The organism is Ureibacillus acetophenoni (genome assembly GCF_900220965.1).
GTDB lineage: Bacteria > Bacillota > Bacilli > Bacillales_A > Planococcaceae > Ureibacillus > Ureibacillus acetophenoni.
This window is the reverse complement of record NZ_OBQC01000016.1, coordinates 49,110-62,336: the sequence shown is the minus strand read 5'-3', so window position 1 is coordinate 62,336 and position 13,227 is coordinate 49,110. Positions and strand designations below refer to the sequence as shown.

General features: G+C 33.4%; 10 protein-coding genes. 8 read left to right on the top strand and 2 right to left on the bottom strand.

The genetic code is table 11. From position 1 onward, the window contains the following. Positions 1-92 precede the first annotated feature (92 nt). Positions 93-677: a 50S ribosomal protein L25/general stress protein Ctc gene (locus tag CRO45_RS17000; protein WP_097150824.1), complete on the top strand. Its 585-nt coding sequence runs from the start codon at positions 93-95 to the stop codon at positions 675-677. 277 nt (positions 678-954) lie between these two features. On the opposite strand, the gene CRO45_RS16995 is transcribed toward CRO45_RS17000, so the two are convergent. Then, positions 955-1,923 (bottom strand): DMT family transporter, encoded by a 969-nt coding sequence (locus CRO45_RS16995; protein ID WP_097150823.1) that lies wholly within the window; start codon positions 1,921-1,923, stop codon positions 955-957. A gap of 146 nt (positions 1,924-2,069) precedes the next feature. Between CRO45_RS16995 and CRO45_RS16990 the strand changes: the two genes are divergently transcribed. The 5 genes from CRO45_RS16990 (at position 2,070) to CRO45_RS16970 (ending at position 9,032) form a co-directional block, all read left to right on the top strand. Then, the gene (locus CRO45_RS16990) at positions 2,070-2,948 is read left to right on the top strand and encodes a LysR family transcriptional regulator (protein WP_097150822.1); all 879 of its coding nucleotides are present in this window, start codon (positions 2,070-2,072) and stop codon (positions 2,946-2,948) included. A gap of 16 nt (positions 2,949-2,964) precedes the next feature. After that, entirely contained in the window at positions 2,965-5,304 is a 2,340-nt protein-coding gene (locus tag CRO45_RS16985; RefSeq protein WP_097150821.1) for a helix-turn-helix domain-containing protein, read from the top strand. A 360-nt stretch (positions 5,305-5,664) separates the two neighbouring features. Beyond that, complete coding sequence (locus CRO45_RS16980; RefSeq protein WP_097150820.1) at positions 5,665-7,104, top strand: MFS transporter; 1,440 nt, start codon at positions 5,665-5,667, stop codon at positions 7,102-7,104. A 91-nt stretch (positions 7,105-7,195) separates the two neighbouring features. After that, positions 7,196-8,383 (top strand): amidohydrolase, encoded by a 1,188-nt coding sequence (locus CRO45_RS16975; RefSeq protein WP_097150819.1) that lies wholly within the window; start codon positions 7,196-7,198, stop codon positions 8,381-8,383. A gap of 196 nt (positions 8,384-8,579) precedes the next feature. Continuing rightward, positions 8,580-9,032: a DUF2512 family protein gene (locus tag CRO45_RS16970; RefSeq protein WP_097150818.1), complete on the top strand. Its 453-nt coding sequence runs from the start codon at positions 8,580-8,582 to the stop codon at positions 9,030-9,032. A 43-nt stretch (positions 9,033-9,075) separates the two neighbouring features. Here CRO45_RS16970 and CRO45_RS16965 read toward each other — a convergent pair whose 3' ends face one another. Further along, positions 9,076-9,978, bottom strand: a complete 903-nt coding sequence (locus CRO45_RS16965) for a TetR/AcrR family transcriptional regulator (RefSeq protein WP_170949538.1) — start codon at positions 9,976-9,978, stop codon at positions 9,076-9,078. A gap of 171 nt (positions 9,979-10,149) precedes the next feature. On the opposite strand from CRO45_RS16965, the gene CRO45_RS16960 reads away from it, so the two are divergent. Together CRO45_RS16960 and CRO45_RS16955 are read left to right on the top strand one after the other, a co-directional pair. Beyond that, positions 10,150-11,610, top strand: a complete 1,461-nt coding sequence (locus CRO45_RS16960; protein ID WP_097150816.1) for an MDR family MFS transporter — start codon at positions 10,150-10,152, stop codon at positions 11,608-11,610. A gap of 300 nt (positions 11,611-11,910) precedes the next feature. Continuing rightward, positions 11,911-13,113, top strand: coding sequence for an EAL domain-containing protein (locus CRO45_RS16955; RefSeq protein ID WP_097150815.1), 1,203 nt, complete (start codon positions 11,911-11,913; stop codon positions 13,111-13,113). The last annotated feature ends 114 nt before the right edge of the window (positions 13,114-13,227 follow it).

The following is a 13,227-nucleotide window of genomic DNA, read 5'->3' as shown; positions in this document are numbered from 1 at the left end:
TAGATTCGATATAATTGAATTGTATAAAAATTTTTGAAGTTTTAGATTTTTATTAGGATTAATCTAAGGCTGAATAGAAAGGTGGAAATAAAATGAGTACTCTAGTAGCTCAAGAAAGAAAAGACTTAACAAAATCTTCTTTGAAAAAGATGAGAAGTGAAGGGGAAATCCCAGCAGTTGTTTATGGAAGAAAAGTAAACACTAAATCCATTTTCATTAAAAGAGCCGATTTAAATCGTGTAATTAAAGAGGTAGGTAGAAATGGTATTATATCTCTAAATATTGATGGTAACTCAAAGAATGTTATTTTAAGAGATTATCAAAATAAAGCATTAACGGGTGATGTAATACACGTAGATTTCTTGCAAGTGGATGAAAACACTGAAATCGATACAAAGGTAAGTGTAATTCTAAAAGGAACATCCGTTGGAGAAAAAGCTGGAGGAGTTATTAATCAAGCTCTTCATGAATTGAATATTACTGCGAAAGCAAATGATCTACCAGATAGTATTGAAATTGACATCACTAATTTTGAAATCGGTCATACTGTTCGAGTAGCAGATCTTAAAGAACAACACACTAACTTTAAAATCAATCATGAAGATGAAGAAGCAGTTGTAACGGTAGACTATGTGAAACAAGTAGAAGAGGAAGAAACTCCTGAGGAAGAAGCTTAATCTAATACTTGCAACACACAGTACTTCTCGCTAATGCTCTGCCAAGCCTTAGCGAAATGAAGTTAAACATTACTATTATTTAACCGTTTTGAATTATAAAGTAAAACGGAAAACTATGTCAATACAAATTTATTAGAATAACTTAAGTCTATAGTAGAAGAGGTTCTACTATAGATTTTTTTTATGTTTATGTACTCCATTTTAGTGAAATCAAAAAGTCGATCACTACTGTCTAAAAGAACAGTGATCGACTTTTTGAAAACATATGAATTTGTTCCTAAGATGTTCTTTCTCTAAAGTTAGATTGAACATGCTGATTTGCTTCTTTCTTCTGTAGCATTCTAATCATGAGGTTATTTGAAACGAGCGCAACGATGATTAAGAAAGTACCTACTAGATCGAATATTGTTACTTTGTTTCCTTGGAAAATTGAAATTGTTAGTGTAGTAACAGGAACAAAGTTAATGAACAATAATGCGTTTAAAGGTGATAACAAACTAACGCCAATGTTCCAACCTAACAATGCAATGACACCAGGGAAAATAATCATAAACAATAAGTGTGGACTTACTGTCATAATCGCATCTACTGATGGAACCGGTACATATCCAACTAAGGAAGATAAGAATGTAAGAATAATAGCAGTTATAGTTCCTAGTAAACAACTTAAAGTTGAATAGCGTAAAGCAGACCAGCCTTTAAATTCACTACCACCCATTGTATATATAACCCAACCAATGACTGCAATTAAGATAAGCATAGTAGGAATAAATTGATCTGTAGCACCTAAAAATGATTTAATATCCCCTTTTGTTATTACTAAAATAGCACCGATGAACGATACTAATACACATAGTAATGTAAAAACATGTGGACGGTCTTTAAAAATCATCCAGACGATGATAATGGAGATCATCGGCATAAGTGATTCCATAATGGACGCAACCATAATTCCAGATTCACCTAAAATATCTTCTCCCCAAAAGATAAATAGATTATAAACTGTAAAGGCCATTGTCCCAAAGAACCATAAGTGAAGACCTCTTCCTTCTAACCTGAAAGCTTCTTTTCCTTCTTTCCATAATAGTATTGCTACTAAAATGACTGTCACAGATCCATAACGAATGATTGTGAAATAGAAAGGATCGATGTGCTTAAATGCATCATGTGCAACTGGAAACATTGCCCCCCAAGAAACCGCAGCGACTAAACATAAAACAGTTCCTAATAATACATTATTTTTCATTTTTTCCAATACCCCTTATCATTTATCTTACACATCATCATAGCTCGATTTTATTATCACGTAAAATGAATATTAATAAGGATTATTATCAGTATTTTTGATATCATAGAAATATAGATAAATAGATAGAAAAGGGTGTGAGTAATATGGAATTTAAGGATTTAGAGATTTTTCAAATGGTAGCAGAAAAAGGGACAATTTCAGAAGTGGCAAAGGAATTCAACTATGTACAGTCAAATATTACGTCGAGAATTCAGAAGCTCGAAATGGAATTGAATACTCCATTATTTAACCGACATCGCCGCGGAATGACTTTGACTCCTGAGGGGAAAGTGCTCCTATCCTATAGTAAAAAACTTTTATTACTAACAGAAGAGATGAAAAAAGCTGTTCAAAATAAAAATGAACCGACGGGTAAATTGGAAATTGGTACAGTTGAAACGGTATATCATTTACCAAAAATATTATCTACCTATATAAAGAAGTATAAAAATGTTGATTTATCGTTATTTACTGGTGTAACGGAGACACTAGAAGAAGAAGTCTTAAATCATAAATTGGATGGAGCGTTTGTGACTGAATCAGATTTTCATCCAGACCTTGTTTCTCATGAAGTATTTAATGAGGAGCTCGTTCTCATTTCAGATATGAAAGAACGATCACTTGGGGATTTAAAAGAAGAACCCTTTTTATGCTTTAGTGAAGGATGCGGTTACCGAGCACGTCTTGAAACTTGGTATAAAGACCAAAATATTATTCCTCGAAAAGTAATGGAGTTTGGCACTTTAGAAACAATTCTACGTAGTGTTTCTATGGGGCTTGGTGTATCCTTTGTTCCTATGTCCTCAGTAGAGCATATGAAACAAAGTGGACTTATTCAAATCCATTCTCTTCCTGAAAAATATAGTAAGGTTAGGACCGTTTTTATTAGAAGAGCAGATACTTACATGACTTCGACGATAGAAAAATTTATAGAAACGATTGAAATGAGTAAACAAACAGATCTAATTTTAAATGAAGCTTGAAAGCTAGGGTGAATATATGGACCAATCATTAAATGATTTCCAAATATCATTAAAGGAAATAAATTTCTTATCTCCACGAGTTAATCATGGACTAGAACTAATATTTGTAATTAACGGAGAAATTACAGTTGAAATTGATAGCAGATTTTATGTTTTAAAAGAACAAGATTTACTACTTATTAACCGAAATCAACTTTTTCAAGTAAAAGGTAATGGTGGGAATAGTGTCTTACAACTAAATATTACGGATGCCTTTATCGATCAGTATTACGACGAATATCGGAATAGTCGGTTTGAGTGTTATTCACAGGAAGTTGATATGGGCAGGGAGCAGATGTTAAATAACATTAGAAAACAACTTGTTCAATTGATGATTTCTTACTGTCGAAGAGATGAAAGTTATCGACTTGAAATCCAAAGTTATTTGTGTGATATATTACTGAATCTAATCCGAGGATTTAAGCATAAAGGAAGCGCCTTTGAAAAACTAGATACGAATGATTATCGACTATCACAAATCATTGAGTATTTAGAAAGAAATTATCATCAAATTATTACTTTAGAAGATATGGCGAAAAAGTTTTATCTTTCAACAAGCTACCTATCACGTTATTTTAAACAAAAAACGGGAATGGGATTTAGTCGATTTCTGATGAATATCCGATTGAAGCATAGTGTGAAAGATCTATTGTATACGAATGAAACAATCTCACAAATTGCGATGAGAAATGGCTTTGCCAATACAAAATCCTTTACGACTTTATTTAAAGAATCTTATGGTGTTACACCACATGTTTACAGAGAAAACCATGCAAATGAAAAAATTGATTCCTTTGAAAGTTATCCATTAGAGGACGCGGAACAATTAATTCATTCAACTGAAATTTTAAGGAAGTTAGGCATCGTATTAAATAAATTAGACCAATCATACAGAAACACAGAATCTAGATTTGAAGAATTAACATTAGATTTAACAAAACCAATCTATAAAGAAATAGCTCGTCCAAAGCATGTAGTCATTGTTAGAGAGTTGAAAGAGCTACTGAAAGACCCTGTTAGAAAACAATTGTTAATGATTAAAGAGGATATGAGATTAGACTATGTAGGGATTAGTAACTTGTTGAGAGGAGAAACGATTACTGCTGATGTTGAAACAGACGAAGTAATCGCTACAAGTTCGCCTTATTTTAAAGCAGACATATCCTTAAACTTTCTTAAAAAGAATGATCTTTCCTTATTTATACGAATTGATTATCAAGAAATTACAGCAGATGAAGACAATAATTTTAAAAAGCTAGCTGCATTTATTAAACATTGTTTACAAGTATATGGTTCTTCCTATTTAAATACGTGGCATTTTTTATTTTACGAACCTTATTATACTGCGGTTAAAGATGAGGAATTAAAAAGGGTATACATGAAGTTGTATCATTTACTAAAAAAGATGGTGCCAAATGTTAAAATAGGTGTATTTTTACCGTTTTCCTTTGAGGATGAGAAAACAACGGAATCCCACAAATGGTTGTTAACAGAAGGGGATCATATAGATTTTATAGGTTATCATTCAAACCAAAATGATGTTGTAGATTTTAAGGAATTAAATGATAAGCGTTTTAATATGACACAAGATTATTTAAAAGAGAAAACAGCTAAGGTTAAAGCCTACTTGAAGAAAAGTGGTATTGATAAACCACTTCATCTTGTTTCATGGAATACGCTATCTGGAAACACAAGGTTTACCAATGGAATATTTTTCAGGGGAGCCTTAGTTTTAAAAAGCGTGCTAGACATTGTGAATGAGGTGGAATCTATTGGCTTCTGGATTAACACAGCATTACATGAAAATGACAGTAATGGTCAGCGCATTCGAATTGAGGGGATGGAGTTATTCCACTATTTTAGCGGAAAACGGCCAGCCTATTTTGCGATGATGTTTGCTAAAAGGTTGTATGGCACAATAATTAGCCAAGGGTTCGATTATGTTATGTTGCAAAACGACAGGGGATATCAGTTAGTACTTATGAATTGTAATACAATTAATCCGTACTATTCGGTGGAAGAGTCCTTACTTCAGAAGTTGAATAAAGAAATTTTAGTAAAAATTAGGGGACTTGAGCAAGGAGAATACCAGGTACGAAAATATATATTTGATCGGGACCATGGTGCTCTTTATACGAAATGGTCAAATTTAAATAGTAAGCATGGATTGGATAGAGAGATTATTGACTATATCAATCGCTCAAGCCATCCAAAATTAGAAATCTTTGATGAGACAATTACGGAAGAATGGACTTTTCATTCTTATCTAACATTAAATGCCATTCATTTTTTTGAGATTCGAAAAGCAATACTATAGTGGTCACTGTTGTATAAAAGCAACGGTGGCTTTTTTATTTTGTTATAGTATTTCCGCACAATTCGGTAGGTCAAAAAATTACCTCCCTTTTTTGACGTGAGTTATTGTAAGTGAAAAAAATGGAGTGTGCTTTAGTAATTATACGCAAATAATGACTCATTTAATTTCCGGAGCTTTTTTATAATTAACATGTAATCAACGGTGAGGGGGAAAATAAAAGATAACCAATAATCCGAGCTTGGAAAAGACATGATTCATCTGTCAGTAATTCTCACTTTCAATACAGTATTAACGTAAATGCTTAAGGGAAAAGTACCATAAGCAGATATAAGTTTTCAAATACAAATAGGAGGCTATTATATGGAAAACGGTTATAAAGGCACTAATAAAATGATTATTGGGATTGTATTTGGTGTTATTACATTCTGGTTATTTGCCCAAGCAATGGTAAACGTTGTGCCAGAAGTACAAAAAGATTTAGGCGTTTCAATCGGTACATTAAATATTGCTATTAGTTTAGCTGCATTGTTCTCAGGACTATTCATCGTTGCAGCAGGTGGTCTTGCCGATAAAGTAGGTCGTAAAAAAATAGCAGTTATCGGGTTTATCTTAAGTATTATCGGTTCCCTTTGTCTAGTATTTGCTCAAGGCGCAGTATTACTAGTTATAGGACGTGTTATTCAAGGGATATCTGCAGCATTTATTATGCCATCTACAATTGCTTTAATTAAAGCGTATTTTGATGGACCAGATCGTCAACGTGCATTAAGTTTCTGGTCAATCGGTTCTTGGGGTGGATCTGGGTTTGCATCATTTGCAGGTGGTGCTATTGCAACTTCATTAGGTTGGAGATGGATTTTCATCTTCTCAATTATCTTTGCAATCGTTGGTTTATTCCTACTAAAAGATACACCAGAAAGTAAACAAGCATCTACTGGTAAATTTAAATTTGACTATGCAGGTTTAGGAATCTTTATCGTAACAATGATCGCATTAAACTTATTTATCACTTACGGTGCAGGCTGGGGTTGGACAAGCGTAAATTCTCTAATTGCATTAGCAGTTGCCGTAATTGGGTTAATCGTATTTGTTAAAGTTGAAAAAAGTAAAGAAGTGGTTTTGGTTGATTTTGCGGTATTTAAAAACAAAGCATACACAGGTGCAACAGTATCTAACTTCTTATTAAATGCTATTGCAGGTGCGCTAATTGTTACAAACACATACGTACAACAAGGTAGAGGTTATAGTTCGTTCCAATCAGGTATGTTATCTTTAGGTTATTTAGTTGTTGTTCTACTGATGATTCGCGTTGGTGAAAAAGTACTTCAAAGAATTGGTGCGAAAAAACCAATGATTTGGGGCGGTATTATTACAACTGTTGGTGTAGCTATGATGGCTTTAACATTCTTACCAGGCTTTGCTTACACAGTTTCAGTATTTGTCGGTTTTGCTTTATATGGACTTGGTTTAGGACTATATGCAACTCCATCAACAGATACTTCTGTAACAAATGCACCAGCTGACAAAGTCGGAGAAGCTGCTGGTGTTTATAAAATGGCAAGTTCATTAGGTGGAGCATTTGGTGTTGCAATTTCTGCAACTGCATATGGTGCGGTAGCAGCAAGCGGTAACTTTGCTGCTGCAGGTACAGTAGGTTTAATTGTAAACATTATTTTCGGTACACTATCCGTAATATCTGTTATGTTCCTAGTTCCTAATAACGCAGGTAAAACGAATGTAGATACAAAGTCTACACCTAGAAAAACGATTAGTAAAAAACCAGCAATGGGAATTAAATAGTAAGTTACAGTGCGTATAGATTGGGAAAATTTCTGATCTATACGCATTCCAAAACTCTTTTCATTATCTCGCAAAAAGGAAGTGCATTCTCGTGAAAACGAAATTAATGGAAATGCTTGAATCTCGTAAGGAAGAAATGATTGAAATACGTAGACATTTACATGAGAATCCGGAAATTTCATTTAAGGAAGAAAAAACTGCTCAATATATTCTTGATTTTTATAAAGGAAAAGATGTTGAAGTACATTCAAATGTTGGGAATGGATACGGAATTATCGTAACGATTAAAGGTGGTAAACCGGGTAAAAATATCGGGTTACGTGCAGATTTTGACGCTCTACCAATCCCTGAAGAAACAGGGCTTCCTTTTGCTTCAAAAAACGAGGGTGTAAGCCATATGTGTGGTCATGATGGTCATACTGCATACTTAATGGTTCTTGCGGATTGTTTGATTCAATTAAAAGATGAAATTCCAGGTACGATTAAGATTATTCATCAACATGCAGAAGAAGTTCCGCCAGGTGGTGCAAAAAGTATCGTTGAATCTGGCTTACTCGATGATTTAGATAACGTATTCGGTATTCACTTACTTCCGATGGGTCCTGCTGGTGAAGTTGGTTATCATGCTGGATGGTCATTTAATGGACGAGCATATTTGAAACTAAAAATTCAAGGTAGAGGTGGTCACGGTTCTTCACCTCATTTAGCGAATGATGCTATTGTTGCGGGAGCTCATTTTGTAACAGCTGCCCAAACGATCATCAGTCGCCGATTAAGTCCTTTTGACATTGGTGTAATTACGATAGGTTCGTTCGATGGAAAAGGTACATTTAATGTCATTAAAGATAGCGTAGAGCTTGAAGGTGACATCCGATACATGACGATGGAAACAAAAGAAACAATTGAAAAAGAAGTGAAACGTCTTGTTCGTGGGTTAGAAGAGGAATTTGGAGTTACATGTGAATTAACTTACGAAAATGATTACCCACCATTATACAATGATCCAGAGCTAACAGAAAAAGTAGCTGAGTTCTTAAAGAATGCAAATGATGAAGTCATTAAAGAAGTTAAGGAATACCCAGCAATGTCACCGTCTGAAGACTTTGCTTATTATGCTGAGAAATTCCCTTCATGCTTCTTCTACATTGCTTGTACACCAAAAGGAGTCGAAAAGCCTTACTTCAACCATAATCCAAAATTTGATATTGATGAAGACGCACTCCTTGTTGCTGCAAAAGCAGTAGGACATGTTGTTTGTGGATATTATGAGTTGGATTAATTAGTTCAATGTACGATATATGAATGCTTTACATTAGTTGTAGTAGCTAACTGATGTAAGGCGTTTTTATTATTTAGACCTTCTTTAATCCATAAAACCAAATTTCATCTCACTCAATAATCTCACAAGCGTATGATGGGCTAATAATAGGAAACCCTAACATATAAAGAAGATAAGTGAAGGGAGAAAGTTTTTTATGCAGTATGCAAAAGCATTTTTGATTAAACTTGTCTTGACACTAGGGGTTTTATTCATTGTATTAGGGTTATTCTTCAATGTTTCACTAGCGGATATCATTATTATTAGTCTTGCCTTAGCGATTATCGCATTTATTGGAGATATGGTTGTATTACCTAAGATAGGAAATATGATAGCAGCTGCTGGTGATCTAATACTTTCCTTTTTAGTCGTATGGGGATTAGGTTCTTATTTATTTGATGGTGATATTTCATTAATGTCTACTGCACTATTATCGTCCCTATTTGTTGCCGCAGGAGAGCTGTACTACCATCGATATTTACGAGATCATGTATTTATAAACGTTGATAAGCCAAATAATATTTCCCGTGTGAATCATAGTCATCGTATGCAAATGGAAGTTGCAGATGATTTTCATGACTTACAACCAAAGGAATCCGATAAAAAATAATAAAACACCACATTACTCAATAAGAGTGATGTGGTGTTTATCGTTATGTCCTTTTTTCTTTGTTGATATCTAAATATCGCCAAATATATATAGCGATTTGATGAGCTTCTGCTTCATGTGGAGTATTACTATAAGTTCGATTGAACGCAGAAAGGACAGCTTCAAAAATTGAGTCCCACTCTTCCTTAGAATCTAATTCTTTAAGTAAGTATGAAGCGTACTCATAACCCTTATTTGAATCAACCTCAGTTAAGTTATTAATAAATCCTTTCAGCTGATCTATGATTAACTGTTTTGACACTGGCCGATCTTCAATTTTATTGATTAAAGCTTGAGAAATGTCAGGAGTGAAGATCAATTCTTGGTTCTCATTTTTTAAAAGACGTGGTGCAATTGTTTCGACGTTTTTAATAATCGTACTTACAACCATTTCAGGGGAAGCAGGTTGTCCTGTCGCACTGACATAAGTACGTAAAATACTTTGCATCATGCCGATTGCATACACTGCTAATTCAAATGAAACTCTTCTTATTTTTTCTCCAAATACATCGACCAAACGGTTGGAAAGCCAGTACAATTCTAAAATTAAATGCTTTTCCATAACCGCTTTAAGTTCATGATCGTTACTTCCTGAAATGGATTCGAATATTCGAACTAAGTTATGTTCGCGGTTTACGTGCATAAGTAAAGAAATTTGTTCAATTAAAACATTCACATCGGAAAGCTCTTTATTCATTGCTACTTCATATCGGCGGTTAGTGGCTACCTCTCGAGCTTCTTCTAAGATCGCAATTAAACATTCACTTTTTGAGTTGAAGTGATTATAAAATGTTCCTTTTGAAATATTTGCAGCTGCAATTATGTCCATAATAGAAGTATCGTTAAAACCTTGTTCAATAAATAATTTACGCGCTGATCTTATTATTTGGCGTTTACGCTTGTTCACTGGGATCACCTTATCGTTTTTAATAAAAAAATTATACCACAAGTATAGCCTGTAAACCCTTTCATTAAAACATTTTTTAAACTTATAGTATAAAAATATTGAAATAAATGGACTGAGGGTATAAAATAAATTTCATCTAAAATATTAGATTAGAAAGTGAGAACGATATAGATGCAAACTGAACAAGTTATGAAAAAGCCCCCATATTTAATGATTGTTATTTTATTTGTGGGTGCTTTTGTTGCTTTTTTAAATAATACATTACTCAATGTTGCTCTCCCATCTATGATGGTAGACCTTGGAGTAGACTATACAACCATTCAATGGTTAGCCAATGGATATATGTTAGTTAGTGGGATACTAATTCCTGCTTCAGCATTTTTTATTACGCGATACAACACTAGACCTTTATTTATTGTATCGACAATCATTTTTACATTAGGTACATTACTTGCAGCACTTGCACCAGTCTTCGGAGTTTTATTAGCAGGGCGTATGTTACAAGCAGTTGGTGCCGCATTTATGGGACCATTATTAATGAATGTAATGTTAATTAGTTTTCCTGTAGAAAAGCGCGGTGCAGCAATGGGTATATTTGGATTAGTTATGATCGCCGCACCTGCTATTGGGCCAACATTATCTGGATATATTGTTGAACATTATCATTGGAGAGTTCTTTTCACAATGATATTGCCATTTGCTATTATTAGTATTCTTTTTAGTATTTGGAAACTTGAAAATGTATTGCCGACAAGAAAAGTAACTTTAGATTACTTCTCCTTAGTGTTATCAACTATTGGATTTGGTGGATTACTTTATGGATTCAGTACTGCAGGTGAGAAGGGTTGGACAGATCCGATTGTCATAACAACGATGATTATTGGTATAATAGGGGTTATTTTATTTGTACTTCGACAATTAAAACTCGAATCACCAGTATTAGATATGGGCGTATTTAAATCGCCAATGTATGCATTAGCAGCTATTATTAGTGCAGTATTATCCATGGCAATGATGGGTGGTATGATTTTAACACCTGCCTATGTTCAAAGTGTAAGAGGAATTGAACCATTTGTATCTGGTTTAATGATGTTACCCGGTGCCCTTGTAATGGCATTTATGTCTCCAGTAACAGGGAAAATATTTGATAAAATTGGTCCCAAACCATTAGCCATCATAGGTTTATCGATCATGGTTATTACCACTTTTATGTTATCCCACTTAAATATGGACTCAAGTTATATGTATATTATAGGTGTATTTTCGGTTCGTTCTCTTGGGATTGCCCTTGTAATGATGCCTATCGCGACAAATGGATTAAACTCGTTAAATGCAAAACTATACCCTCATGGTACGGCAGCGAATAATACGATACAACAGATTGCAGGTTCAATTGGGACTGCAGTATTAGTAGCAATCATGTCTTCAAAAAGTACATCTGTTGGTGAAAGTTTAGCAGCTGATGCAGCAGCAAAAGGGACATTAACAGAGGATGTAATAAAGACAATTGAGTCACAAGCATTACTTGAAGGAATTCAATTATCATTTTTAGTTGCAACATTTATCGCTCTAGTTGCATTGATTTTGTCTTTATTTCTTAAAAGAGTTGTGAATCAAAAAGCAAAAGCCTAATCTTTTCTACAATCACTTCTATTTATTGAGGTGATTGTTTTTTTTGTATGTGTATTTGAATTATTATTATATTAAACAAATAAGATGTTGTTGGTATTCTATAAAAATAAGTACAGAAATACATTCTATTTGCATATAATAAGAATTAACTAAATGTTTATTGTGTTCAGTTGTATAATTATAAGTTTTTATTTAAAAATATACATTTATTATTACTTTTTCTAACATTTTTATTAATGTATAATTAAAAATATAAATAGTTGTTGGGTTACATAATTATGTGTGTGGGGGTTTATGTTAATGAATGTTCTTGACGTCTTAGAGAAACTAGATTTGTTAGAAATACTTTATGAACCCATTTATAGTGCAGATGAACACGTTCTTGTGGGCTATGAAGTCATCGGTTTTGAAGATGAGGGGAACTCTTATAATATTAACGATTTTATTTACAATGAAACTGAGTCTCCGGAATTGCGAAAAGAGTTACAGTTATCAATTGTTGAAAAATCTATAAAAGCTTCTTTAGAACAATTAAAAGAAGTAAGTTTATTTTTACCGTGCAATCCAAACTTATTAATGACTGATTTTGGTGAATTGTATTTTAATGTGCTGAAAAAATATTTGGATGAGTCATTATTTCCACATATCTACTTAGTAATTCCAGAACATAATGTAACCGGGGATTTCGAACAGTTACTCCATCCTCTTCGATATATAAAGACTTATGGAGTAAAAGTGGCGCTAGATAATATCGGATCCCAAAGTAATCTCGACCAAATATTGATGCTTGAACCAACAGTTTTAAAAATTAACGTCACTCAACTGAATTATAATAAATGGGGAGCTCAAAATCATGTTTTCACAACACTTCAATCCCTTGCATTAAAAATAGGAGCGTCGTTACTCTTTGAAAATATCCAAACGGATTACCAACTGCATCATGCATGGAAAAATGGTGCCCGTTATTTTAAAGGCGAAAGTTTACAAAAGCCAGTGAAGGAATTCATTTCTCGATATACATTAAAGGAAAAGTTCAGAAGTGAATGTCAACATTTTATTTCTGCTGAGAAAAAACTATTAGAATTAAAATATGATGAGATGAAAAAACTTCAAAAAACGATCACAACCATCGTAGAAGAAGTAAAACCTGCAAGCAATAATGTCGATAGTCTCTTACAGTTATCAAAAAAATTAGAAGCCTATGCTTTCCGTTTTTATATATGTAATGAAGAAGGATTCCAAACTTCACCGAATATTTTCTTTAAAAATGGTACTTGGAACGTTCATAATAACGCAATAGGGAAAAATTGGAGTTGGCGACCTTATTTCCTTTTCAACATTATTAAAATGAGAAATGATGAGAAAGGCCAACTGTCATCGGCATATAGTGATATTGAAACAGGTGAACTGACGAGAACTTATTCAATGCCTATAAATAATAAAGAATTTGTATTTATAGACATTTCTTATGATTATTTATTTGAACATAATATTGTGAATTAAGTGCTGTAGTACTCAAAAATTCTGAGATTTAGAATTGTTTGGGTGCTTGGCACTTTTTTTGTTATGACTTTTGCAGATGAATCATAAAATGAATCGAAGTGTTTCTTACAATGC